The organism is Patulibacter sp. SYSU D01012 (assembly GCF_017916475.1).
Classification (GTDB): Bacteria; Actinomycetota; Thermoleophilia; order Solirubrobacterales; family Solirubrobacteraceae; genus Patulibacter.
Genome location: NZ_JAFMTB010000002.1, coordinates 651081 through 676067, shown reverse-complemented (window position 1 = coordinate 676067; position 24987 = coordinate 651081). Strand labels below are relative to the sequence as shown.

21 protein-coding genes and 1 pseudogene are annotated in these 24987 nt (G+C 75.9%); 18 read left to right on the top strand and 4 right to left on the bottom strand.

From position 1 onward, the window contains the following. Nucleotides 1-141 precede the first annotated feature (141 nt). The 11 genes and pseudogenes from J3P29_RS19980 to J3P29_RS12555 all read left to right on the top strand — a co-directional run. Nucleotides 142-366, top strand: a pseudogene (locus J3P29_RS19980) (transposase); the annotation flags it as partial. Between the two features lie 326 nt (nucleotides 367-692). Next, nucleotides 693-1355, top strand: a complete 663-nt coding sequence (locus tag J3P29_RS12600) for a flagellar biosynthetic protein FliO (RefSeq protein WP_210493787.1) — start codon at nucleotides 693-695, stop codon at nucleotides 1353-1355. After that, nucleotides 1352-1987: a flagellar type III secretion system pore protein FliP gene (gene fliP / locus J3P29_RS12595; protein ID WP_210493786.1), complete on the top strand. Its 636-nt coding sequence runs from the start codon at nucleotides 1352-1354 to the stop codon at nucleotides 1985-1987. The genes J3P29_RS12600 and fliP overlap by 4 nt, the downstream gene beginning before the upstream one ends. Before the next feature lie 16 nt (nucleotides 1988-2003). Beyond that, the gene (gene fliQ, locus J3P29_RS12590) at nucleotides 2004-2279 is read left to right on the top strand and encodes a flagellar biosynthesis protein FliQ (RefSeq protein WP_210493785.1); all 276 of its coding nucleotides are present in this window, start codon (nucleotides 2004-2006) and stop codon (nucleotides 2277-2279) included. Nucleotides 2280-2281: 2 nt separating this feature from the next. After that, complete coding sequence (fliR, locus tag J3P29_RS12585; RefSeq protein WP_210493784.1) at nucleotides 2282-3070, top strand: flagellar biosynthetic protein FliR; 789 nt, start codon at nucleotides 2282-2284, stop codon at nucleotides 3068-3070. After that, nucleotides 3067-4149 carry a flagellar biosynthesis protein FlhB gene (gene flhB / locus J3P29_RS12580; RefSeq protein ID WP_210493783.1) on the top strand — a complete coding sequence of 361 codons (1083 nt, stop codon included), beginning with the start codon at nucleotides 3067-3069 and terminating at the stop codon, nucleotides 4147-4149. Before fliR ends, flhB begins: the two co-directional genes overlap by 4 nt. Beyond that, entirely contained in the window at nucleotides 4146-6242 is a 2097-nt protein-coding gene (flhA, locus tag J3P29_RS12575) for a flagellar biosynthesis protein FlhA (RefSeq protein WP_246851913.1), read from the top strand. Before flhB ends, flhA begins: the two co-directional genes overlap by 4 nt. Then, entirely contained in the window at nucleotides 6239-7825 is a 1587-nt protein-coding gene (locus J3P29_RS20795) for a hypothetical protein (RefSeq protein ID WP_210493781.1), read from the top strand. The genes flhA and J3P29_RS20795 overlap by 4 nt, the downstream gene beginning before the upstream one ends. Further along, nucleotides 7822-8256, top strand: coding sequence for a hypothetical protein (locus J3P29_RS12565; protein ID WP_210493780.1), 435 nt, complete (start codon nucleotides 7822-7824; stop codon nucleotides 8254-8256). Before J3P29_RS20795 ends, J3P29_RS12565 begins: the two co-directional genes overlap by 4 nt. Nucleotides 8257-8371: 115 nt before the next feature. Further along, a complete protein-coding gene (locus tag J3P29_RS12560) occupies nucleotides 8372-9175 on the top strand; it encodes a flagellin (protein ID WP_210493779.1) in 804 nt (267 codons plus the stop codon). Nucleotides 9176-9359: 184 nt separating this feature from the next. Continuing rightward, nucleotides 9360-11735 carry a TPR domain-containing glycosyltransferase gene (locus J3P29_RS12555; protein ID WP_210493778.1) on the top strand — a complete coding sequence of 792 codons (2376 nt, stop codon included), beginning with the start codon at nucleotides 9360-9362 and terminating at the stop codon, nucleotides 11733-11735. A gap of 30 nt (nucleotides 11736-11765) precedes the next feature. Here J3P29_RS12555 and J3P29_RS12550 read toward each other — a convergent pair whose 3' ends face one another. The 3 genes from J3P29_RS12550 to J3P29_RS12540 are packed head-to-tail and all read right to left on the bottom strand — an operon-like array spanning nucleotide 11766 to nucleotide 14790. Continuing rightward, entirely contained in the window at nucleotides 11766-12434 is a 669-nt protein-coding gene (locus tag J3P29_RS12550; protein WP_210493777.1) for an HD domain-containing protein, read from the bottom strand. A 50-nt stretch (nucleotides 12435-12484) separates the two neighbouring features. Next, the gene (locus J3P29_RS12545; protein WP_210493776.1) at nucleotides 12485-13432 is read right to left on the bottom strand and encodes a hypothetical protein; all 948 of its coding nucleotides are present in this window, start codon (nucleotides 13430-13432) and stop codon (nucleotides 12485-12487) included. After that, complete coding sequence (locus tag J3P29_RS12540; protein WP_210493775.1) at nucleotides 13429-14790, bottom strand: glycosyltransferase; 1362 nt, start codon at nucleotides 14788-14790, stop codon at nucleotides 13429-13431. The genes J3P29_RS12545 and J3P29_RS12540 overlap by 4 nt, the downstream gene beginning before the upstream one ends. A 118-nt stretch (nucleotides 14791-14908) precedes the next feature. On the opposite strand from J3P29_RS12540, the gene J3P29_RS12535 reads away from it, so the two are divergent. From J3P29_RS12535 to J3P29_RS12505, 7 genes are all read left to right on the top strand, one after another. Continuing rightward, nucleotides 14909-15601, top strand: coding sequence for a class I SAM-dependent methyltransferase (locus J3P29_RS12535; RefSeq protein WP_210493774.1), 693 nt, complete (start codon nucleotides 14909-14911; stop codon nucleotides 15599-15601). Beyond that, nucleotides 15594-16985, top strand: coding sequence for an FAD/NAD(P)-binding protein (locus J3P29_RS12530; protein WP_210493773.1), 1392 nt, complete (start codon nucleotides 15594-15596; stop codon nucleotides 16983-16985). The genes J3P29_RS12535 and J3P29_RS12530 overlap by 8 nt, the downstream gene beginning before the upstream one ends. A 77-nt stretch (nucleotides 16986-17062) precedes the next feature. Then, nucleotides 17063-17491 carry an FdtA/QdtA family cupin domain-containing protein gene (locus tag J3P29_RS12525; RefSeq protein WP_349239835.1) on the top strand — a complete coding sequence of 143 codons (429 nt, stop codon included), beginning with the start codon at nucleotides 17063-17065 and terminating at the stop codon, nucleotides 17489-17491. After that, a complete protein-coding gene (locus J3P29_RS12520) occupies nucleotides 17488-18636 on the top strand; it encodes a DegT/DnrJ/EryC1/StrS family aminotransferase (protein ID WP_210493771.1) in 1149 nt (382 codons plus the stop codon). Before J3P29_RS12525 ends, J3P29_RS12520 begins: the two co-directional genes overlap by 4 nt. Next, complete coding sequence (locus J3P29_RS12515) at nucleotides 18633-19820, top strand: glycosyltransferase (RefSeq protein WP_210493770.1); 1188 nt, start codon at nucleotides 18633-18635, stop codon at nucleotides 19818-19820. Before J3P29_RS12520 ends, J3P29_RS12515 begins: the two co-directional genes overlap by 4 nt. Before the next feature lie 37 nt (nucleotides 19821-19857). After that, a complete protein-coding gene (locus J3P29_RS12510) occupies nucleotides 19858-20511 on the top strand; it encodes a CHAP domain-containing protein (protein WP_210493769.1) in 654 nt (217 codons plus the stop codon). Nucleotides 20512-21798: 1287 nt separating this feature from the next. Further along, entirely contained in the window at nucleotides 21799-22620 is an 822-nt protein-coding gene (locus J3P29_RS12505; protein WP_210493767.1) for a FliA/WhiG family RNA polymerase sigma factor, read from the top strand. Nucleotides 22621-22898: 278 nt separating this feature from the next. Here the strand turns inward: J3P29_RS12505 and J3P29_RS12500 are convergent, their stop codons facing one another. Next, the gene (locus tag J3P29_RS12500) at nucleotides 22899-24935 is read right to left on the bottom strand and encodes a protein meaA (RefSeq protein WP_210493766.1); all 2037 of its coding nucleotides are present in this window, start codon (nucleotides 24933-24935) and stop codon (nucleotides 22899-22901) included. Nucleotides 24936-24987: the final 52 nt, after the last annotated feature.

Sequence of the window (24987 nt, the reverse complement as noted above, 5' to 3'; positions counted from 1 at the left end):
TGGCCCGGCTGCCCCGACACGCCGGATCGCCCGGCGCGGTGGCCTGCGCGCGGAGGTCCGATGAGCACCGCGCCGCCGCTCGCCCTGCCGACGCCGCCGGTGCTCGTCGACGCCGCCGTGCTCCTGGCTCCGGCGGTGCGGGTGGACGCCGCGACGTGGGCCCACCTGGTCCCGATCGTCCCGGAGGTCCGCCGGCGCCGTCACCAGCCGGGCCGTCGTCGTCGCGACGATCGTGCGGTCCTCGAGGGGATCCTGCACGTGCTCGCCACCGGCATCGGCTGGCGCGACCTGCCGCAGGAGCTGGGGTGCGGATCGGGCGTCACCTGCTGGCGACGCCTGCGCGAGTGGGTGGACGCCGGCGTCTGGGACGACATCGAGGCGCGGCTGCGGCCCCGCGTCGACCCGCAAGGCCGCATCGACTGGGCGCGCGCGCACGCGGGCCGGGGGACGGACGAACGTCTACCCCGACGGCTGCGGGCGGTGTCGGCGATGCCGGCCCGCGGCCCCGATCCGGGAGCCACGACGGCGGCCGTGCGGCGTCGCTGCGAGTGGTACGGCCCGTCGTTGATCTGACCGTCGACCGACAACGCGTTGCGTGACGCGGCCCCGTGCCGTTGCGAAACGCCTCAAGTTCCGGCGCGGGGCGCCGATGACCGCGGACGACCGGATCTCCTCGATCCGCCGCCGCACGCATGTCATCCCGCACCCCTCATCTCCTGTCCGCCGTCACGGCGTCGCGCTCGCGCGTCGCCCGCACGGCCCTGCTCGCCGCGGCCTCCGCCGCGGTCGTCCTCGCCTGCCCGACGGCCGCCCTCGCGCAGGCCGCGAAGACCGCCACCACGGGCGAGGACACCCCGCTGAACCTCGGTGGGGGAGACGGCGCCGCGCCGGCCTCCTCCGGCGGGAGCGCGTCGATCGCGCGCGTGATCGCGGGGCTCCTCATCGTCGTCGCCGTCATCTACGGCGTGACCTGGCTGCTGCGGCAGACGCGTCGCGCGAAGGACGCGCCGTCCGGTGCGGGCCTGCAGGCCGTCAGCTCGATGCCGCTGGCGTCGGGCTCGGCCCTGCACCTGGTCCGCGTGGCGGACGAGGTGCTCCTCGTCGGCTCGGGCCAGAACGGCGTGACCGCGCTGCGGCGCTACGAGGAGGACGAGGCGCGCGAGCTCGGCCTGTGGGTCGACCCGCCGGCGCCCGCGGAGGGCGACGACGGCGACGGCGGCTCCGGCCCCGGCGCCGCGGTCGCGGCCCGCCTGCGCGGCACGCTCGGCCCGAAGGCCGCGGACCGCCTGTCCGGCCTCGGCGACCGCCTGCGCGGCCTGGTCGCCCGGATCCGCTCGTGGACGGTGCGGGGATGAACGTCGACGGCGACAACGCCATCCAGCTGCTCCTGCTGCTGGGGTCCGTCTCGCTCCTCCCGGCGCTGCTGTTCTGCGTCACGAGCTTCACCCGGATCCTCATCGTCCTGGGCTTCGTCCGCTCGGGCCTCGGCACGCAGACGACCCCGCCGAACCAGGTGCTCGTCGGCATCGCCCTCTTCCTGACGCTCTTCGTCATGGGGCCGACCGTCGACCAGGTCCGCGACCGCGCGGTCGCCCCGGCGATCGCGGGGAAGATCTCCACGATGGAGGCGATCGAGCGGGGCCAGGAGCCGCTCCGCGAGTTCATGTTCAAGCAGGTCCGCTCGAGCGACCTCCAGCAGTTCGTCCGGCTCTCGAAGATCGAGCAGCCGCGCACCCGCCGCGACGTGCCGACCCGGGTGCTGATCCCCGCCTTCATCATCAGCGAGCTCAAGACCGCCTTCCAGATCGGCTTCCTGATCTTCCTGCCGTTCCTGATCATCGACCTCGTCGTCTCGGCGACGTTGATGAGCCTCGGCATGATCATGCTGCCACCGGTCTTCATCTCGCTGCCCTTCAAGATCCTGCTGTTCGTCCTGGTGGACGGCTGGGCGCTCATCACGCGCTCGCTCGTCCTCTCGTTCGGGTGACGGGGGAGGAGCGACCGTGAACCAGGACACCGCCGTCTCCATCGCGACGGACGCGATGCAGCTGGCCTTCAAGATCGGCGCGCCGCTGCTGATCGCCGGGCTCGTCGTCGGCCTGATCGTCTCGGTCTTCCAGGCCGTCACGCAGATCCAGGAGCAGAGCCTGCAGTTCATCCCGAAGCTCGTGGTGACGGCGATCATCCTGCTCGTCGCCGGGCCGTGGATGCTCAGCTCGGTCGTCACCTGGGCCAGCGAGCTGTACGGCTCGATCCCGACGCTCGTCGGCACGAGGTAGCGGTGACCGCCGCCCAGGCCATCGAGCAGATCTCCGGTCTGCAGCCCGCCGCGTTCATCCTCGTGCTCGCGCGGATCTCGCCGCTGTTCGCCCTGGCGCCGCTCTTCTCGTCGAAGATGGTGCCGGCGCGCGTGCGCGGCATCGTGGCGGTCGCGCTGGCGCTCGGCATCTCGCCGCTCGCCCTCGACGGCGCGACGGTGCCCGACCAGCCGCTCGCGTACTTCGAGCTGCTCGTCAAGGAGATCGTCGTCGGCGCGGCGTTCGCGCTCGCCCTCGCGTGCGTGCTCGCCGGCTTCCACGCCGCCGGCCAGCTGCTCGACATCCAGATCGGCTTCGCGTTCGGCGCCACCGTCGACCCGATCACGGGCAACCAGGGCGCCATCCTCGGCCAGGTCTACTCGCTCGTCGGGGTCGCGGTGATCCTGGCGATGGGCGGCGACACGCTGATGATCCAGGGCCTCGCCCGGACGTACACGCTCGTGCCGCTGACCGAGTTCCCGCAGCTGCCGACGATGGTCTCCGGCGTCGTCTCGGCCTTCGGGGGGATCCTGCTCGCCGCGCTCGAGGTCGGCGCGCCCGTCCTGCTGACGCTCCTGCTGACCGACGCGGCGTTCGCGATGGTCTCCAAGGTCGTCCCGCAGCTCAACGTCTTCGCCGTCGGCTTCCCCGTGAAGGTCGTCGTCGGCCTGCTGATGATCATCGTGACGCTGCCCTTCGCGGCCGGCTGGTTCGGCGACCGCCTCGCCACCCAGGTCGCGGCGGCGCTCCAGACCCTGAAGGTGGCGCCGTGAGCGGCGACGACAAGACCGAGGAGGCGACCCCCAAGCGCCAGCAGGAGGCGCGCGAGAAGGGGCAGGTCGCCCGCTCGAACGACCTCAACGGCGCCGTCGTCCTGCTCGTCGGCCTGTTCGCGCTCGGCGCCAACGGCCCGAAGATGTTCGCCGGGATGCGCGAGGCGATGCGCGAGAGCTTCGTGCGCGCCGCCCACCCCGAGCAGGTCGGCCACGCCGCCGACCTGAACTCGCTGGCGACGTCGACGGCGATGCTCATCGCCCAGCTGCTGCTGCCGATCGCGGCGTCGGTCGCCATCGCGGCCGTCGCGATCAACCTGCTCCAAGTCCGCTGGCAGCTCACGCCGAAGGCGATGAAGCCGGACTTCCGCAAGCTCAACCCGCTCCAGGGCGCCAAGAACGTCTTCGGCATCAACGCGGTCGTCGAGACCGTGAAGTCGCTGCTGAAGCTCGGCATCGTCGCCGGCGTCGTCGCCGTCGCGGTGCTGCCGCGGATCCACGAGGTCGCGACGTTCACCGGGCTCGACCCGCAGACGCTGCTCGCGCTGCTCGGCGAGAACACGATGAGCATCGCCCAGCGCGCGGCGATGGTCTACATCGTCATCGGCGCCGTCGACTTCGGCTACCAGAAGCACCGCCACGCGAAGTCGCTCCGGATGACGAAGCAGGAGGTGAAGATGGAGTACCGCCAGCAGGAGCTGCCCGCCGAGGTGCGCAGCCAGATCCGGCGCCGTCAGTCCGAGGCGTCCCGCGCGCGCATGATGGAGGACGTCGCCACCGCCGACGTCGTCCTGATGAACCCCACCCACTTCGCGGTGGCGCTGCGGTACGACCCGGCCGAGGCCGCGCCGCGCGTCGTCGCGAAGGGCCAGGACCTGCTGGCCCTGAAGATCCGCGACCTGGGCCGCGAGGCCGGCGTCGCCGTCGTCGAGAACCCGCCGCTGGCCCGCGCCCTCTACCGCCAGGTCGAGGTCGGGCACGCCATCCCCGAGGACCTGTTCCAGGCCGTCGCCGAGGTCCTGGCCTTCGTCTTCCGCATGTCCAACGCGCGCAAGCGCTCAACGCTGGTCTCCGCATGAGCACTCCGTCCACCACCGCCCCGGCGCCGTCCGGGATGCTCGGGCGCCTCACGAAGCACACCGACCTGCTCGCCGCCATCGGCATCGTCGTCATCGTGGCGATGCTCATCGTCCCGCTGCCGCCGCTGCTGCTGGACCTGATGATCACGATCAACATCGCCGCGGCGATCGCGGTCGTCGTCACGACGCTCTACCTGGGCAAGGCGCTCGAGCTGTCGGTCTTCCCGAGCCTGCTGCTGCTGACGACGATCTTCCGCCTGGCGATCAACGTCTCCGTGACGCGCCTGGTGCTCTCCGAGGGCGAGGCCGGCCAGGTCGTCCACGCCTTCGGCGAGTTCGTCATCGGCGGCAACCTCGTCGTCGGCCTCGTCGTCTTCCTGATCCTCGTCGTCATCCAGTTCGTCGTCGTGACGAACGGCGCCGGCCGCGTGGCCGAGGTCGCCGCGCGCTTCACCCTCGACGCGATGCCCGGCAAGCAGATGGCGATCGACGCCGACCTGAACGCCGGCCAGATCAGCGAGGAGCAGGCCCGCGAGCGCCGCAAGGAGATCGCCCAGGAGGCGGACTTCTACGGCGCGATGGACGGCGCCTCGAAGTTCGTCAAGGGCGATGCCGTCGCGGCAATCATCATCACGATCATCAACCTGGTCGGCGGCCTGGCGATCGGCGTCGCGATGAACGGCATGCCGTTCGGCGACGCCGCCCACCAGTACTCGCTGCTGACCATCGGCGACGGCCTGGCCGCCCAGGTCCCGGCGCTGCTGATCTCGGTCGCGACCGGCATCATCGTCACGCGCTCGGCGTCCGAGGAGGACCTGGGCACGGACATCGCCGGGCAGCTGACGCGCCAGTTCAAGGCGCCGCTGTTCGCCGGCGTCGCCATCCTCATGTTCGGGCTCATCCCGGGCCTGCCGAAGCTGCCGTTCCTGCTCGTCGGCGGCGGGCTGATCTTCCTGGGCCTGCAGCTGCGCAAGCGCTACCAGGCCGAGGAGCGCGTCGCCGAGGCCGCGGCCGCCGCCGAGGCCGCGCGCCCGGCGCTCGCCGCCGCCGCGCCCGAGCTGGACGTCGAGGCGCTGCCGCCCGACGCCCTCGAGCTCGCGATCGGCTACGGCCTCGTCGGCATGGTCGACGAGCGCGACGGCGGCTCGCTGCTGCGCCGCATCTCGCACGTGCGCCGCCAGCTCGCCAGCGAGCTCGGCATGATCGTGCCGCCCGTCCGCGTGCACGACGAGCCGGGCCTGGACGCCCACGCCTACGTCGTCCGGGTCCGCGGCGGCGAGGTCGCCCGCGGCAAGCTCCTCGCCGGCCACCTGCTGGCGATGGACCCCGGCGACGCCGTCGGCCAGCTCGCCGGCGTCCCGACGACGGAGCCCGCGTTCGGGCTCCCCGCCACCTGGATCACGGAGGAGGGGCGCGCCGAGGCCGAGGCCCTGGGCTTCACCGTCGTCGACGGCGAGTCCGTCGTCGTCACCCACCTGACCGAGCAGATCCGCGGCCACGCCGGCGAGCTGCTCACGCGCCAGGACGTCCACGAGCTCGTCGAGACGCTCAAGCGCTCGAACGAGGCCGCGGTCAACGAGGTCATCGGCGACGGCCTGACGCTCGGCGAGCTCCAGCGCGTCCTGCAGCGGCTGCTCGCCGAGGGCGTGTCGATCCGCGACCTGGGCACGATCGTCGAGGCGGTGGGCGACCGCGCCCGCCTGACCCGCGAGATCGACCTGCTCGCCGAGCACGCCCGCCAGGCGCTGGCCCGGCAGATCACCGGCCCGCACGTCGACGAGGACCACCGCCTGCGCGTGCTGGCCCTCGACCCCGGCGTCGAGCAGGAGGTCGCCGGCGCGCTCGTCCAGACGCCGGAGGGCGAGGTCCTCGCCCTCGACCCCGCCCGCGCCCAGTCGCTCGTCGGCGCGCTCCGCGCCGAGAGCGAGACCGCGGCCCGCCGCGGCATCCACCCCGTGCTCCTCTGCTCCTCCCGCGTCCGCCGCCACCTGCGGCGCCTGGTCGAGCAGGCCCTGCCCCAGCTCCCCGTCTGCTCGTACAACGAGATCGGACCCGGCATCAACGTCGAAACCGTCGGAGTGATCACCCCGTGACCCAGACCCAGACCCCGCAGACCGAGACCGCGCCGACGATGCAGCCCGGCACCCCCGTCCGCCGCGTCGCCGAGGCCCCCGGCGTGACCGTCACGGTCGACCCGGTCACCCGCCGACGCGTGTACCGCGGCCGGACGCTCGAGGAGCTGCTGCCGCAGATCCGCACCGACCTGGGCGACGACGCCGTCGTCCTGCGGCGGCGGGAGGGCCTGTCCGGCGGCGTCGGCGGCTTCTTCCAGCAGCGCTTCGTCGAGGTCGAGGCCATGGCCGGCGCCGACTTCGGCGTCGACGCCTACGACGACGAGCCCGCGCGCCCCGGCGACGACGCGGCGGACGCCCCGGCGCCCGTCCCCGTCGCGCCGGCCGCCCGCGCGGTCGCGCCGACCCCGGCCGCCCCGGCCCCCGAGGCGCCCGCCCCGGCCGCGCCGGCCGCCGAGACGGCCGGCGCCGCGCCCGAGCGCGGCGCGGTCGAGGACCTCGACGGCCAGACCTTCCTCGCGTCGCTCGACGCCGCGCGCCGCCGCGTCCGCGCCCGGACGATGGCCGACCTGCTCGACGAGGAGGAGGCGGCCGCCGCCGCACCGGCCCCGGCGCCCGCCGCGGACGACGATCCGCTCGCCGCCTGGCTGGTCAGCACCGGCGCCGAGCTCGCCGCCGCGCCGCTCGCCGCCGCGCCGCCCGCGGCCGCGCCGGCCCCGGCCCCCGCGGCGCCGGCGCCCGTGGCCGCGACCCCGGTGGCGCGCCCCGTCGCCCCGCCCGCGCCCGTCGTCGCCGCGCCCGTCGCGCGGCCCGCCGAGCGCCGCGCCCCGGCGCCGCGGCCCACCCCGGACGCCGCGCCCGGCCACGCCGTCGCCGCCGACGTCCTGGAGTACGGGCTCGTCGCCCGCGGGCTGCCCGCCGCGCTCGCCCGCGCCGTCGTGGCCGAGGGCGTGGCGCACGGCATGGCGCTCGATCCGGGCCACCGCCTGGACCGCGCCGTGCGCGCCGCGCTCGCCCGCCGCCTGCCGCGGACGGGCGACCGCTCCGCGACGGCGACGCTCGCCCTCGTCGGGACCGCCGGCGTCGGCCGCACCACGGCCGCGGCCGCGCTGCTGCGGGCGCACGCCGCCGCGGGACGGACGGTCCTGGCCGTCGCGCTCGGCCCGGAGGCGCACGGCGCCGCGTTGACCGCCGCGCTCGCGGCGGACGGCGTCGAGCCGCTGGTCACCGAGGACGGCGCGGCCGTCGCGGCGGCCCGCCAGGCGACCGAGCCCGACCTGTGCGTCATCGACGCCGCCGCAGTCGACCCGGGCGACGCCGACGGCCTGCGCACGTTGCGCGCGGCGCTCGAGGCCGCCGGGGTGGACGAGGTCCACGTCGTGCTGCCCGCGACCGCGACCGCCCGCGCGTGCACGAAGACCCTCGGCCGGATGGCGTCGCTGGCGCCGGCCGGCCTGGTCATGACCCATCGCGACGTCGCGGAGCGGCCCGGCACCGTCCTGGGCGCCGCCGTCGCCCAGGACCTGCCGGTCGCCTACGTCGCGACCGCGAGCGGGATCGCCCTCGCCGACCCGGCGCGCCTGGCCCGCCTGGTGCAGCCGTGAGCCCCGTCGACCAGACCACGCGGCTGCAGCCCGCGGTCGCTCCCGGGAAGACGCCGAAGAAGGCGAAGAAGGCGAAGAAGGGCGCGGCCGGCGGCCGGCAGGTCTCGGTCGCCGGCCATCCCCGCGTCGCCCGGCTCGTCCGTGCGGCGAAGGGCTGGGGCGGGCTGATCGGCTTCGGCGTCGTGGCGCTCGCCTCGGCGGGCGCGGGGGCGGAGACGTTCGACGTGCTCCTGCGGGCGCTCGTCGGCGGCGTCGTGGGCTGGCTCGTCGCGTGGATCGCGGCGGTGAACGCGGGCCGCGCCATGGTCCGCGCCGAGGTGGAGGCGCACCGCGAGGCGCGCATCGCCGCGCTCGAGGCCCAGCAGGAGGCGTACCGGCAGCGGGTCGCCGACGCCGAGGCCGCGGCCGAGGCGGCACGGGCCGCCCACTGAAGGTCGCCGAACTTCGTGCTCAAGTCCTCGCACAGGGGGCCGATGAAGAGGGCGCACGGACGACACGGACGTCGTCCGGGGAGCATCAAACCCAGCCGATCAAGGAGATCAGCGCATGTCCCTCCGCATCAACACCAACGTCGAGGCGTTCAACGCGCATCGCAACCTGAACAACACGAGCGACAAGATCGCGAAGTCGATGGAGCGCCTGTCCTCGGGCCTCCGCATCAACCGGGCGTCGGACGACGCCGCGGGCCTGGCCATCTCCGAGAAGATGCGTGGCCAGATCGGCGGTCTCGAGCAGGCGCGGCGCAACGCCCAGGACGGCATCTCGCTCGTCCAGACGGCGGAGGGCTCGCTGACCGAGGTCCACTCGATGCTGCAGCGCATCCGTACCCTGGCCGTCCAGTACCAGACGGGCACCACGGGCACGGACGAGAAGTCCGCTATCGACTCCGAGGTCACGCAGCTCACGACGGAGCTGGGCGCCATCGGCACCCGTTCCGAGTTCAACGGCACGAAGCTCCTGAACGCGACGGGCACCGTCACGTTCCAGGTCGGCGCGAACGACGATGAGACGACCACGGTCTCCCTCATCTCGCTGGGCGAGAAGCTCGGCACGGTCGCGGGCGCCACGTCGCTCGCCTGCATCAAGCTGGCGGACATCGACGCGGCGATCAAGAACGTGTCGAGCGCGCGCAGCGACTTCGGCTCGGTGCAGAACCGCCTCGAGCACTCCCTGAACCACCTGTCGGTGTACCAGGAGAACCTGACCGCGTCCGAGTCGCGCATCCGCGACGTGGACATGGCGCAGGAGATGGTCTCGCTCACGAAGAACCAGATCCTCTCTCAGGCGGGCACGGCCATCCTGTCGCAGGCCAACCAGGCCTCGCAGGGCGTCCTGTCGCTCCTCCGCTAGTCGGAGCGCGACAGACCGCAGTGGTCGGACGCCCCCGGAGCCTCGGCTCCGGGGGCGTCGTCGTTCCCGGGTCGGCGCTCCCTGCCCGCGCCGCCCGGCGTCCGGGCGCCCCGCGGGGACGGCGCCCCGCGCGGCCGCGCCCCGGCCGATTCAAGTCGCCGCCGGCCGGGCCGATGGAGAGGGCATGGCGCTGCGTCTGTCCAGCACTCCCGAGTCCCGTCCCGTCACGCCGACGGCGTCGTTCGCCGACCGGCTGTCCGCCCGCGCGGACGCCCGGCTGACGGCGCACGACCTGCACGGCTGGGCCGCGGTCGTCGACGAGGCCGACGCCTGCCCCGACCGCGACGACCGCTACGAGGCGCGCCGCGTCCTGGCGGAGCGGGCCCTGGCGCACGACGGCGGCACGCCCGCCCAGATCGCCGAGCGCCTGGCCGTCGCGGCGGCCCGGCTCGTGCGGATGCTCGAGGACGAGCCGCGCGAGCCGATGCTGCTCAACCTCGCCGGCGTCGCGTTCTACGAGCTCGGCGCGCTCGCCGCCGCGCAGGACCTGTTCGAGGCCGCCGGTCGCCTGGACCCCGCGCTGCCGCACCTGCAGCGCAACCTGGCCGAGGTGCGCCGCCGCCGCGAGGCGGGCGTGCGCGCCATCACCGGCCTGCCGCGCGACGTCGCGCAGGGGCTGAAGACGCTGGCCCCGCGGGCCCGCCGGGCCGCCGAGCGCGCCCGGCCCGCGGGCGGCATGACGCTCGCGCTCTGCATGATCGTCAAGGACGAGGAGGCCATGCTCGACCAGTGCCTGGCGTCCGTCCGCGGCGCCGTCGACGAGATCGTCGTCGTCGACACCGGCTCGACCGACCGCACCGTCGAGATCGCGCACGCCCACGGCGCGCGCGTCATCCACCACGCGTGGCAGGACGACTTCGCCGCCGCGCGCAACGTCTCCTTCGACGCGGCGACGACGGACTGGATCCTGTACCTGGATGCCGACGAGGTCATCGTCGCCGGCGACGCGCCGCGGCTGCGCGAGCTGACCGGCCGCGTGTGGCGCGAGGCGTTCTCGTTCGTCGAGCGCAACCACCTGGGCGACCTCGAGGACGGCCTGGCGACGACCCACAACGCGATGCGGATGTTCCGCAACCGCCCGGAGCGCCGCTTCGTCGGCCGTCTGCACGAGCAGATCCAGGGCGTCCCGGAGCACATCCCGGAGCGCCAGGAGCTGTCGACCGTCCGGATCGACCACTTCGGCTACCTCGGCGAGGTCCGCGCCGCGAAGGGCAAGGAGCAGCGCAACCTGTCGCTCATCGAGCGGCAGATCGAGGACGGCGACGACTCGCCGTTCCTGCGCTTCAACCTGGGCATGGAGCACGTGGCGGCGGGCGACCCCGCCTCGGCGGTCCGCGTCCTCGAGCAGGCGTGGCAGCTGCTGCCGGCGCCCGCCCGCCCCGTCACCGCCTTCGGCCCGGTCCTCGGCTTCCACCTGGTCCAGTCGCTGCGGCAGACCGAGCGCTACGGCGACGCCGAGCGGGTGGCCCGCGAGGTGCTCGAGGCGTTCCCGGGCTTCACGGACGTCGTCCTGGAGCAGGGGCACCTGGCCGTCGTCGGCGGCCGCGTCGCCGACGCCGAGCGCCACTACCGCGCCTGCCTGGAGCTGGGCGACGCGCCGAGCACGTACGCCGCCGCCCTGGGCGCCGGCACCTACCTGGCGGCCCGCGCCCTCGCCGACCTGTACGTCGCGACCGGCCGGCTGGACGAGGCCGAGACGGTGCTCGAGCGCTCCCTCGTCGCGCACCCCGAGCACGCCCGCACCGCCCGCGCGCTGGCGGACGTGCTGCTGCGCCGCGGCCTGCCGGGCGAGGACGTGGTGGCGCGGATCGAGGAGCTCGTGCCCGACGCGTCGCCCGAGCTGCGCCAGCACGTCGCCGCCGCGCTCGGCCACCGGGGCGTCGTCGACCTGGCCGAGCCCGAGCTGCGCGCCGTGCTCGCCGAGCGCCCCGACGCCGACCAGGCCCGGATGGCGCTCGTCGAGACCCTGCAGCTGCAGGGGCGCTTCGCCGAGGCCGCCGAGCAGGCGCTCGGCGTGCGCGCGGGCTCGGCGCACGAGCCGGCCGCGCTGCGGCACGCCGCGTTCTGCCTGCTGGCCGACGGCGGGGATCCCACCCCGGCGCTCGCCCGCACCGCGTCCGTGCTGGCCGGCGCCGAGCACGAGCTGTTCACCGCCTGGGCGGGCCTGGGCGGCGCGCCGGGCCCGGCCGTCGGCGACCAGGTGCTGACGATGCTCTCCGCCCTGGCGCGGTTCGAGCGCTTCGAGGCGTTCGAGCGGCTCGTCGCCGTCTTCGAGGGCCTGACGATCCCGTGGCGTCAGCGCCGCGAGGCGCTCGCGCAGCTGTACCTGCGCCGCGGCTTCCTGCAGTCCGCCGCCGAGGAGTGGATGGCCGTCGTGGACCGCGACGGCCCCGACGTCGCCGCGCTGCGCGGCCTCGCCGCCGTCGCGGCCGCCTCGGGCCTCGACGAGGACGCCGCGGTGTTCGCCGCCGACGCCGACGCGCTCGCCACCGCGGGCTGAGCGCCCCGGGACGCCGCGGCCGGCGCGGGGCTACGCCGCGCCGCCGGCCGCGTCCTCGCCGTCGGGGCGCAGCAGGCCGCGCCGCGCCGCCTCGTCGATCAGGACCTCCGCCGCCGCCCACAGGCCCGGCGCGCCGTCGGCGATGATCCCCGTGCGGGCGCGCATGTCGGCCGGGGTCACGTCGTGGTCCTCCCACGAGCCGCCGCCCGTCACCCAGTTCTGGAGGATCGGCTGCAGGCGGTCCATCGACCGCGCGAACCGCGCCTCGGGCGTCGCGTGCGCCTCGAACTCCTCCCACGCGGCGCGCAGGCGCTCGCCCTGCCCGCCGGGCAGCAGCGCGAACAGGCGATCGGCGGCGGCGAGCTCGCGCTCCGCCTGGCCGACCCGCGCGGCCGGGTCGTGGATGACGGTGTCCCCGGCGTAGACCTCGACGAGGTCGTGCACGACGACGAGCTCGAGCGTGCGCCCGACGTCGACGGGCTCCGCCGCGTGCTGCGCGAGCACCAGGACCATGAGCGCCAGGTGCCAGGAGTGCTCGGCGTCGTTCTCGCGGCGGGCGACGGAGGCGACGGGGGAGGCGCGCAGCACGGCCTTCATCCGGTCGACCTCGACGACGAACTCCAGCTGGCGCCGCAGCTCGCCGGTCAGCCCCGCGGGGAACGGGTTGGCGTCGACGAGCAGTCCTTCGGGCGCGGCCATCGCCCCAGGCTCGCAGAGGCGCCGGGGCGGCGGCGCGCCGCCGGCGCGGGCTACAGGTCCAAGACGTAGCGGTCGTAGACCGTGGTGCTGCCGCCGTAGCTCTCCTTGTTGCGCACCAGGCCGGCGTTCAGCGTGCGGCCCTCGTCGACGGTGGAGATGCCGAAGTCGAACCACGGCGTCGCGGGGTGGACCTCGCGCAGCAGGTGGTCGACGATCGCGTCGACCCCGCCGCGCGCGCGGCCCTCGGGCCCCGCGGCGATGTACTGCGTGTGGGCGACGAGCGGCGTGGCGTAGACGACCACGCCGGCGAGCACGGGCGCGCCGGGCGCCTCGCGCGCGGTGTACAGCGCGATCTCGTCGGGGAAGCGCGCGGCGAGCAGCGCGATCTCGTCGGCGGTGTGCACGGGCCGCACGCCGTGGCGACCGAGCAGCGTGGCCTCCTCGAGCGCCCAGTAGCCGTGCAGGTCCGGGTCGCGCGCCACGTGCAGGTCGCGGGCCTTCTTCACCGCCGCGCGGCGGCCCTTCGCGAACGGCGGGCGGTCCGCCGTGCGGATCGTCGTGGAGAGGTCGCGGCGGACGAGCCGCGCGCCGAGGGCCCACAGCGCGTGCAGGTCCTCCTCGGCCGGGCGGCGGTGGTAGATGTGCGGCGCGGGCTTGTAGACCAGGCGCCGCACGCCGTCGGCGCGCAGCCGCTCGGCGCACGCCTCCAGCCACGCCGCGACGCGCGTGGCGGACGCGGCGTCGTCCGTGATCAGGCCCCCGAACGTCAGCCCGCCGTGCGAGACGACCTCGTCGCCGTGGCGGGAGAGGGGGAGGGCGGCGCGCAGCGCGTCGCCCTCGTGGACGAGCAGCGACGCGTCCGCGAAGCGGTCGGCGTGGTAGGCCAGGTAGCCCGTGCGGAGCAGGACGGTGGGGATCCGCGCCCGGGCGACGAGCGCGTCCCAGGCCGCGTCGTCCTCGGGCCGGCGGGGCCGGACGGCGAAGGCCGCGCCGCTCACGCGAGCGCGGCGGCCGGGACGGGCGCGAACGCGGGCAGCGCCTCGCCGCCCGGCACGGGGCCGAGCGCGGCGTGGGCGCGGGCGACGAGGGCAGCGCGGCCGTGCGGCTCGTCGCCGGTCGCCAGGACGTCGGCGTCGGCGTGCTCGAGGGCGGGGCCGAAGGCCTCCACCAGGCGGCCGTCGGTCCACCCGCGGCCGTGGATCACCAGGGTCAGGTCGTCGCCGTCGTGCACGGTCGCCACGTACCCGCCCAGCAGCGCGGGATCCGCGGCGAGCGCGTCGGCGTCGGCGAGGACCACCCGGCCGCGCAGCTCGGGCTCGGCCGGCAGGTGCGCGCCGTGGGCGGCCACGACCTCTTCGAGCCAGGCGTCCAGCAGCCCGTCGACCGGGTCGTCGGCCAGGCCGGCGACCGCGTGCACCACGGCGCCGGCCGCGTCGCCGGCCGCCAGGGCGGCGCGGGCCGCGGCGGCGCGCTCGGCGGCGTGGGCGCGGTCGTCGGCGGTCACGGCGACGGCGGGGTCGTCGGTCGACCGCAGCGCGCCGGCGCCCGAGACGAGGGCGCCGCGGAACGCCCGCAGGCCGGTCACGGCGTCGGCGGCGGCGACCTCGCCGGGGCGCAGGCCGCGCAGCATCTCGCGGCGCAGGTGGCGCTCCGCGTGACGGTGCGCGTGGACCTGCTCCGGCGTGGCGCCCAGGCTGATGTTGCTGTCGTGCAGCCGGTAGCGGCACGTCACCTCGGGCAGGTACGCCGCCTCGCCGGCGCCGGACAGCGCCCACGCCCACCAGTAGTCCTCCCACGGCGCGTGGTCGGGGATCGGGTGCACGAGGTGCTTGAGGCAGCCGCGCTGCATGACGCCGGCGCCGCAGACGGCGTTGTGCTTCAGCAGCATCCCGCGCGGCCGCGGGCCGGGGTCCGGGATCTCGGCCGAGGTGCGGAAGGAGGGGTACAGCAGCGCGCCGCGGTCGTCGATGACCTCCAGGTCGGAGTGGACGAACGCCGCGCGCGGGTTGGCGCGCAGCGCCTCCACCATCCGGCGGACGCGCCCGGGCACCCAGACGTCGTCGCCCGAGATCGACGTGATGAGGTCGCCGTGCAGCTCGCCCATCGCCCGGTTGACGGCGCCGCGCAGCCCGCGGTTCTCCTGGGTGAGCACCGTCGCGCGGTCGCGGTACGGCTCGAGGGCGGCGAGCGTCCCGTCGGTCGACCCGTCGTCCAGGATCACGAACTGCAGCCGGTCCGCCGGCCAGTCCTGCGCCAGCACGCTCTCGACGGCCTCGGCGACGAAGCGCTCGTGGTTGTAGGCCGTGCAGTAGACGCTGACGAGCGGCACCTCGGGGAGCGGCGGCAGGGCGGTCATGTCCCCCGTCATCGGCCGCGCCGCGCGCGGGTGAAGGGCGGTCGCCGGTTCCCCGCGCGCGAGGACGCGTCGGAGGGGCGCGGCTCAAGCGGCGCGACCCCCGACCGATCACCGCAGCATGGACTACACGCTGGCGTACGACCCGGAGGTCGACTTCGACCGCTGGTACACGATCGGCACCGGCCGCGAGGTCGCGACGTGGGTCCGCCCGGGCGACCGGGTGCTCGAGCTCGGCTGCGCCACCGGCCTGATGACGGCGATGCTCGTCGAGGCGGGCGCGCGCGTCACCGCCGTCGACCGCGCCGGCCACTACCTGGAGCGGGTGCGCGACCGGGCGCTGCCCGGGGTCGACGTCGTCGCGGCGGACCTGGCGGACGGGTTCCCCGCCGTCGACCCGCACGAGCACGTCCTCGCCACGAGCATCCTGCACCAGATCCCCGACCCCGCCGGCTTCGTCGCCCAGGCCGCCGAGCGGCTGGCGCCCGGCGGGCTGCTGCACGTCACGGTCCCCAACCCGCGCTCGCTGCACCGGCTCGTCGCGGTCGACACGGGGCACCTGTCCGACCTGGACGAGATCTCGGCGCTCGGGCACGCCACCCAGGTCACCCGGATGATGAGCGGCGAGCGGATCGTCGCGCTGGGCCGCGCCGCCGGCCTGCAGCCGGTCCACCGCGGCGGCGTCCTGCTGAAGCCGGCGCCGAACGGCGCGCTCGAGGCGCTGCCCGACGAGCTGCTGGAGACCCTGCTGCTCGCCGCGCGCCACGCGCCGGACCTGGCGGCCATGAGCTACGTGGTGCTGCGCCGTGCCTGATCCGCACGTCGTCGTCGGCGGGACCTGGACGGCGCTCGTCGCCGCGGACCGCCTGGCCGCCGCGGGCCGCCCGGTGCGGCTGCTGCTCCCCGACCACGGGGTCGGCGGGGGCTTCGCGTCGCGGCGCCTGCACGGGCGCACGCTCGAGCTGGGGCTGCGCACGCTCGAGCTCGACCACGAGGCCGCGCCGACGGCCGCGGACGCTCCGCCGCTGGAGACGTACGACGTCGCCACCGGCCACGTGCCGCACCTCGCCGCCGTCAAGGCGTACGTCGCCGGGCTGGCGGGCGACAGCCTCGTGCCGTTCGGCGCGTCGTGCACCGCCGTGGGCGGGCGCCTCGTCGACGACCTCTTCGTCACCGCCGACCCGATGGGCGTCCGCGCCGGCCTGACGCGGGACGAGCGCCGCGCGGCGGCCGCCCAGCTCGGCGGGCGCGACGGCGCCGGCGTGCTCGCCGGCCCCCTGGGCACGACGACGCTCCACGAGGCGTCCCTGCACAACCACGGGCCGCTCGTGCACGCCCGGCTGATCGCGCCGTTCGTGGAGAAGGTCGTCGCCGGCGGCGACGCCCGGGTGCTGGCCGCCTTCCGCCGGCGGGTGTGGACGCCGCTGCTGTGGCCGCGCAGCGTCCGCGAGGCCTGCGGCGACGGCCCGTTCTCCTTCCGTCCCGAGCGGCCGCAGCACGCGATCCGCGGCGGCGTCGGCCGGCTCGTGGACGCGGTCGTCGCGCGCCTGCAGGCGCAGCCCCTCGTGACCATCGAGCGGCCCGGCGCGCTGCGCAGCCTGCGCGCCGCGCCCGAGGGCGGCGTCGCGCTGGGCTTCGCCGCCGGCGACGTCCTCGTCGTGCCGCGCCCGGTCCTGGCGACGTCGGCGGCCGAGCTCTTCGCCGCCGCCGGCATCGGCTACGCGCCCGAGCGCGCCCGCACCGTCGTCGCCTGGTGCGAGGTGCCCGAGGACGACCTGCTCGAGCTGCCGGCCGTCACGCACGTCGTGGACGCGGACGTCCCCGCGCTGCGCGTCACCACGGGCGGCGCCGGGGCCCCCGAGGGCCATCGCCTGCTCTGCGTCGAGCTGCGGCACGACGCCGATCCCGAGGACGCGCCCGCGCTCGTGCGCCGCTCGCTCGAGCGCACCGGCATCCTGCGCGAGGGCGGGACCGTCGCGCCGATCGACGCCATCGCCGCCAAGACCTTCCCCGTGCCGACCCGTCGGACGGTCGAGGGCTTCGCCGAGGCCGCCGCCCGCCTGGACGCGCTGGGCCTGGACGTCGAGGTCGTCGGGCCGGGCTGCGGCCTGCCGGGCGACTACCTGAACGAGCAGATCGCGGCGGGCCTGGCCTGTGCCGCCCGCCACGGCGCCGCCGTGCCGCTCGCCGCCGCCTGACCGTCCCGCCGGGCCGTCGTTGCGAAACGGCGGTCCGCGGCGCTCAAGCGCCGCCGCGGCGGGCCGATGACCCGGGCGTGAGCACCGTGCAGCAGCCCACCGCAGGCCTCGCCGGCTGCCACCTCGTCGCCTTCCCGCGCATCGAGGACCGGCGCGGCAACCTGAGCTTCGTCGAGAACGACGTCCACGTGCCGTTCGCCATCCAGCGCGTCTACTGGCTCTACGACGTCCCCGGCGGCGCGGAGCGCGGCGGGCACGCCCACCGCGACCTGCAGCAGCTCGTGATCGCGATGTCGGGCTCCTTCGACATCGTGCTCGACGACGGGACGATCCAGCAGCGCTTCCACCTGAACCGCTCGTACTGCGGCCTGTACATCCCGCGCATGATCTGGCGCGAGATCGACAACTTCTCCTCCGGGTCGGTCTGCATGGTCCTGGCCTCGAAGCCCTACGCCGAGGCCGACTACATCCGCGACCGCGACGAGTTCCGGGCCCTCACGCGATGAGCGTCGCGTTCCTCGACCTGACGCCGTCCGCCGCGGACCGCGCCCGGCTCGAGGCCGCGGCCGCCCGCGTCATCGCGTCCGGCCGGTACCTGCTCGGCCCGGAGCTGGAGGCGTTCGAGGCGGCGTTCGCCGCGTTCGCCGGTGCCGAGCACTGCGTCGCCGTCGGCTCGGGCCTCGACGCGCTGCGGCTGGCGCTGCAGGCCCGCGGCGTGGGACCGGGGGACGAGGTGCTCGTCCCCGGCCAGACGTTCGTCGCGACCTGGCTGGCGGTCACCGCCGCCGGCGCGACGCCGGTCCCGGTCGACGTCCACCCCGAGACGCACCTGATGGATCCGGCCGCCGCGGAGGCCGCGGTCGGGCCGCGCACCGCCGCGATCGTGCCCGTCGACCTGTACGGCCACCCGGCGCCGCACCCCGCGCTGCGGGCGCTCGCCGACCGCCGCGGCCTGTGGGTGCTCGACGACGCCGCGCAGGCCCACGGCGCGCGGCTGCACGAGCGGCCCGTGGCGGGCTGGGCCGACGCCGCGGCGTGGAGCTTCTACCCCGGCAAGAACCTGGGCGCCCTCGGCGACGGCGGCGCCGTCACCACGGACGACGCCGAGCTGGCCCGCCGCCTGCGCCGGCTGCGCAACTACGGGTCCGAGCGCAAGTACGAGCACCTCGAGGCCGGCAGCAACAGCCGGCTGGACGAGCTGCAGGCCGCCGTGCTGCGCCTGCGCCTGGCCGACCTGCCCGCCGCGAACGCCCGCCGCGCCGCGGTGGCCGCCCGCTACCGCGACGGCCTGGCCGGCGTCCCCGGCCTGACGCTGCCGCCGGTGGCGCCCGGCGCGGCCCCGAGCTGGCACCTGTTCGTCGTCCGGCACCCCGAGCGCGACGCGCTCGCCCGCGCGCTGGCCGGGGAGGGGATCCCCACCCTGGTCCACTACCCGACCCCGCCGCACCGGCAGCCGCTCTACGCCGGCCACCCCGTCGCGGCGGCCCACCTGCCCGCGGCCGACCACGCCGCCGCGACCGTCCTCTCGCTGCCGATGGGACCGCACCTGTCGGACGCCCACGCGGACGCCGTGATCGACGCGGTGCGCCGCGTCGCGCCGGCGCTCGTCCCGGCCGCCGCCCCCGCCCCCGAGCCCCTTCCGACCGCATGACCGTCACCGCCTCCCTCGTCGTCCCGCTGACCGGGGCGCCGAACGCCGCCCTCGAGTGCCTCGTCGCCCTGACGCAGGTCCCCGACCTGCCGACGCACGAGGTGGTGATCGTCGACGACGCGTCCGTCGGGCTCGAAGGCCTGCTGGCCAGCGTCGAAGCCGGCGCGACCGTGGTGCGGCTGCCGCGGCGGTCCGGCGTCGCGGGCGCGCTGCGCGCCGCGCTGGGCCGCGCCCAGGGCGAGGTCTGCGTGCTGCTGCCGGGCATGCCGCGCGTCGATCCGGGCTTCCTCGCGCCGCTGTGCGCGGCGCTCGCCGACCCGGCGGTCGCCGCCGCCACCGCCGGATCGGGCGAGCCGGTCGCCGCCCCGGCGCTCGCCTTCCGCGCCGCGGACCTGGCCGCCGGCGACGTGCCCGACGTCGCGGACGAGCTGCTGCTCGGCGCCCTGACGACACGTCTGGCGCGGCACGGCCGCGTCGTGCCGGTGGCGGCGGCGCGCGTGGCGTCCGCCGACGCCCGCAGCGCCGCGGGCCGCGACCTCCAGGCGGTCCCGCCCGGCACCACGCCCGAGCTGACCGTCGTCATCCCCACGCTCGACGCCGCCAGCGACCGCCTGCGCCGGTGCGTGGCCGCGATCCAGCGCTGCACGACCGTGCCGTACGAGATCGTCGTCGTCGACAACGGGGCCCCGCCGCAGGGCTTCACCGCGCCCGTCAACTCGGGGCTGCGCGCCGCGCGCGGCGCCTACGCCGTCGTCTGCAACGACGACGTCGAGGTGCTGCCCGGGTGGTGGGAGCCGCTGCGCGACACCCTCGACGGCGGCGCCGCCGTGGCGTTCCCGCTCACCCTCGACGGCTTCGTCCGCGAGGACTTCTCCGCCTGGTGCTTCGCGCTGTCGCGGCGCACCCTGGAGGAGCACGCGGTCGCGCCCGGGCACTTCCTGCACCCCGAGCTGGTCGTCTGGTACCAGGACACCGACCTGCTGCAGCGCCTGCGCACGGCGGGCACCCCGCCCGTGCTCGTACGCGCGTCCACCATCCGCCACGGCCTGAGCGAGACCGTCTCGACCGCCGATCCCGCCCTGGGGGCGTGGATCGACCGTCAGGTGCGCCGGGACCACGAGCGCTTCGTCGCCCTGCACGGCGACGGCGTCGCCGGCGCCGCGCCGGCCGGCACGGCCCGGTAGCTCAAGGCCGCGCGCCCGTCGCCGATCACCCGGAACGATGTCCCTCGCGACGACGCTCGACCGCATCGCCGAGATCCGCAGCCTCGCGGACCCCTACGCCGCCCAGCGCGCCGCCGCGGCGCAGCAGGCGGCGCAGGCGCTGCAGGCCCAGAAGGCCACGGCCGCCGGCACCGCCGGGTCGGGCCTGACGTCCTCGGCCCAGGCCACCGCGCGCAGCTTCCCCGCCGCGCTGCAGGCCGCCCAGGGCGGCGGGGGCGGGGGCGAGGCCATGGTCGCGGCCGCGCGCACGAAGCTGGGCGTGGCGGAGCAGCCGCCGGGCTCGAACGACTCGCCCGAGATCAAGACCTTCCGCGACGCCGTCGCCGGGGCCCCCGGGCCCGGCCCCTGGTGCGCCTACTTCGTCTCCTGGGCGGCCAAGCAGGCCGGCACCCCGGTCGGCGACAACGGCAGCGGCTTCGGCTCCGTCGACGCCATGTGGTCCTGGGCCCAGCGCTCCGGCAAGAGCATCCCGAACGGCCCGAACGTCCGGCCCCAGGTCGGCGACGTGATCATCTTCGACGAGCACACGGGCATCGTCACCGGCGTCGACCCGGACGGCACGGTCCGCACGATCGAGGGCAACACCTCCGATCGCGTGGCCGAGCGGACGCACCCGGCGAACGCCGCCGTCGGCTACATCCGGCTGCACTAGGGGCGCGTCCCCGCGGGGCGAGGTCCCCGCGCGCGAGGGCGCCCCACCGGAGGACGCCGCCACGGGTGGACGCCGTCGCGGGCCGCCGTTCCACTGACGGGCCCCGTCCGGCGACGCCGCGCGTCGGTGCCCGCGCCTCGCGGTGCGCCGCGGAAGGGGTCCCGAGCGCACCGTCCGGGCGCGCGGCGGCGTCCGCCGGGGCGCGCGACGGCGGCTCCCCCGAACGGGGGAGCCGCCCGGCGTCGGCCCGAGGCGGGCGTCGCCCGCCCCCCGACGTGCGGGCACGGTCGTCCGCCGCCGCTCCGTGGCCGCCGTCGCGGCGGGGGGCATGGCGGTCCGGAGCGGCGCGACCGACGGCCACGCGACCCGCTCGGCGGTGCCCCGCGGACGGAAGCCGGTCCTTCGGCACGGCCGCCGCCGGCCGGCGGCGGCCGTCGACCCGGTCGTCCGCCGCCGCCCGCTCGACGCCTGCCCGCGCCTGCCCGCGCCTGCCCGCGCCTGCCCGCGTGCGCTCGAACCGGACGCCGCGCCGCCGCTCCCCGCCGCCGGCCGGGCCGCCCGCGGTCGCCCGCTCGCCGTCCCGGCGCCCGGGTCACGTCCACCGTGCGCTCCGGTCGCGGGCTCGAGGGGCGCCGGGGCCGACCCGCCGGGGCTCCGACGGGCGCCCGAACGTCCGTGATGCGCATCACGCGTCGGCCGAACCCCGCCGCCCGGCGCCGAAGGCCGGTCGACGCGTCCGCGCGCGTCGCCGTCGATCGGGGGAGCCGGCCGTCCCCCGGTCGGGGGGTGCCGAGGGCGGAATCGGGGTTCCGCGAGCGGCACGGGTGTCGACGGCGACACCCTGACACCGTTTCGACACGTGCCGGCCCTCGACGAACAGCTGTACGCGGCCGCGCAGGCCGCCCGGGCGCGCGTCGCCGGCGGGCGCCTCGGGGCGCCGCGCGCCCCGGTCCAGACTGGGCATCGACGGTCGTACTAGGACGCCCGTCGACGCAATCGGCCTTGGGCCCCTCAAGTTCGGTGCCCCGCCGCCGAACACCGGGGGTCCGGTCGTTCGTGGTCGATTGCGGAAAACCACCGATCGAACAGGGATCAGTACGGAGGAAGCGCACTCGATTGATACCTCCGGATACGGTCCAGATACGTTGGACGAGGGCGTCCAACAGGCGGCCAGACGCACTCGCCAGGGCCCCCAGAGACGGCCAAGGTGGCTCCACCGACGCACCGCAGCGCCGGGCACCACGCCGCCCACCGCGGCAGATCCCCACCCTCACCGCCTCTCACGCCATGACCTCCACCGTCCGTCCAGTCCGCCAGCGCCGCGCGACCACCGAGCAGCTCCTCCGCAAGTGGCGGATGTACCGCAAGACCGGCGACCGCGCCAAGCGCGACGAGCTCGTCTTCCTGCTCACGCCGCTCGTGCGGCACATCGTCAGCCGCAAGGTCCGCCAGCTGCCGGCGTACTGCGAGATGGACGACCTGGCCGCCGCCGGCCTGGAGGCGCTCGTCGTCTCGATCGAGCGCTTCGACCCGGCCAAGGGCGCGACGCTCGAGCAGTTCGCCTGGACCCGCATCAACGGCGCCGTCCTCGACGAGCTCCGCCGCCGCGACTGGGCGCCGCGCTCGCTGCGCCGCTGGGAGCGCGAGGCCGAGACCGCCCGCCGCGAGCTCCGCAGCCGCCTGGAGCGCGAGCCGAACGACTTCGAGCTGGCCGAGCACCTCGAGACCTCCTCCGACGAGATCCGCGCCCGCCGCGACCAGCTCGCGCTGGCCGAGGTGGAGTCCCTGGCCACCAGCGTCGCCGGCTCGGACGGCACGCTCGTCGACCGCACCGAGACGATCGTCTCGGCCGACCGCTCCTCGAGCCCGGAGCGCATGGCCACCGTGCGCGAGGCGCGCGCCCACCTGGCCGCCGCCGTCGCCGCGCTGCCGGACCGCGAGCGCGACGTCGCCCGCCTCCTCTACGTCGAGAACCTCCGCCTGCGCGAGATCGGCGACATGCTCGGCGTCTCCGAGTCCCGCGTCTGCCAGATCGCCAGCTCGCTGCGCAGCCGCCTGCGGGCCGCGCTCGGCGACCACGCCGACCTGCTCGTCGCGTCGCTCGACTAGGGCGAGCGCGACACGCCCGCGGCCGGGGATGGGGATCCCTCGGCCGCGGCACCGAAGCATCCGGCCCGGGGCCGGCGGACGAGGCGTCCGCCGGCCCCGGGCCGTTCTGCGTCCGGGGGCCGGCCGCCCGCGGCGTCCGGCACGCGGGTGCGCGCCCAGGGCGGCGTCACGCGGGAGGGCGCGCCCCGCCCGCGGCAGGCGGGAGGACGTGCCGGCCGGCGTCAGGCCGGGAGGATGCTCCCGCCCGCGTCAGGCCGGAAGGGCGCGCCCCGCCCGCCTCAGGCGGTCGCGACGTCGTCGATCGCGCCGCCGGTGGGGGCGGCGACGTCCGCCTCGTCCAGCACGCCGTTCGCCTGCGCGACGATCCGGACGATGTCGCCCATGATCACCGAGATGTCGAAGTCCTTCGGCGTGTAGACGCCCGCCACGCCCGCGTCGTGCAGGGGCCGCACGTCGGCCTCGGGGATGATGCCGCCGACGATCACCGGCACGTCCACGCCCTGCTCGCGCAGCGCCTCGATGACGGCCGGGATCAGCTCCTTGTGGCTGCCCGACAGGATCGACAGGCCGATGACGTGCACGCCCTCCTGGACGGCCGAGTGCGCGATCTGCGCGGGGGTCAGGCGGATGCCCTCGTAGACGACGTCCATGCCGACGTCGCGGGCGCGCACCGCGATCTGCTCGGCGCCGTTGGAGTGGCCGTCCAGGCCCGGCTTGCCGACGAGGATCTTGATCCGGCGGCCCAGGGCCTCGGACACGCGCTCGACCTCGGCGCGCACCGCGGCGACGCCCTCGGTCTGGTCGGTCGTCGCGGCGGCCTCGCCGACGCCGGTCGGGGCGCGGAACTCGCCGAACGCCTCGCGCAGCGTGCGCGCCCACTCGCCGGTCGTCACGCCGGCCCGGGCCGCCTCGATCGACGCGGGCATGATGTTCTCGTCGCCCGCGGCCACCTCGGCCAGGCGGGCCAGCGCGGCGTCGACGCGGACCTGGTCGCGGTCGGCGCGCCACGCGGCGATCGCGTCCTTCGCCTGCTGCTCGACGGCGTGGTCGACGGTCATGATGCCGCCGTCGCCGGCCGCCGTCAGGGGGGAGGGCTCGGTCTCCGTGTACTTGTTGATGCCGACGACGACCTGCTCGCCGCGCTCGATGCGGGCGATCCGCTCGCGGTGGCTCTCGACGAGCGCGCTCTTCATGTAGTCCACGGCCTGCACCGCGCCGCCGTGCTCGGCCACCTCGGCCATCTCGGCGCGGGCGCCCGTCAGCAGCTCCTCGACCAGGCCGTCCATGACCTTCGAGCCCTCGAAGATGTCGGGGTACTCGAGCAGGTCGGTCTCGTAGGCCAGGACCTGCTGGATGCGCAGCGCCCACTGCTGGTCCCACGCGCGCGGCAGGCCGAGCGCCTCGTTCCAGGCGGGCAGCTGCAGCGCGCGGGCGCGGGCGTTGCGGCCCAGGGTGACGGCGAGCGCCTCGAGGACGATGCGCTGGACGTTGTTCTCCGGCTGGGCCTCGGTCAGGCCGAGCGAGTTGACCTGCACGCCGTAGCGGAAGCGCAGCGCCTTCGGGTCCTCGACGCCGTACCGCGTGCGGCCGAGCTCCTCCCACAGGACGCTCATCGCCCGCAGCTTGGCGTGCTCCTCGATGAACCGCACGCCGGCGTTGACGAAGAACGAGATGCGCGAGAAGACCTTCGGCATCATCGCGGCGTCGACGCGCTCGCGGGCGGCGTCGAGCACGGCGATGGCGTTGGACATCGCGTAGGCGATCTCCTGGACCGGCGTCGCCCCGGCCTCCTGCAGGTGGTAGCTGCAGATGTTGATCGGGTTCCACTTCGGGACGTGCTCGACCGTGTAGGCGATCATGTCCGCGATCAGCCGCATCGAGGGCCCGGGCGGGAACGCGTACGTGCCGCGCGCCAGGAACTCCTTGATGATGTCGTTCTGCGTCGTGCCCTGGAGCTGCGCCTGCTCCGCGCCCTGCTCCTCCGCGGCGACGATGTAGAGCGAGAGCATCCACGCCGCCACGGCGTTGATGGTCATCGACGTGTTCATCGTCCCCAGCGGGATGCCCTCCATGAGGGTCCGCATGTCGCCCAGGTGCGAGACCGGCACGCCGACCTTGCCGACCTCGCCGCGCGAGAGCTCGTCGTCGGGGTCGTAGCCCGTCTGCGTGGGCAGGTCGAACGCGACGGACAGGCCGGTCTGCCCCTTCGCGAGGTTGCTGCGGTACAGCGCGTTGGAGGCCTTCGCGGTCGAGTGACCCGCGTAGGTCCGCATCATCCAGGGGCGGTCCGGCTCCGGAAGGCGAGGGCTGCTCATCCCGGCAGTGTATGCCGGACCCCCCGGCCGTGGGGCGTGGCGCGTGCGCTGT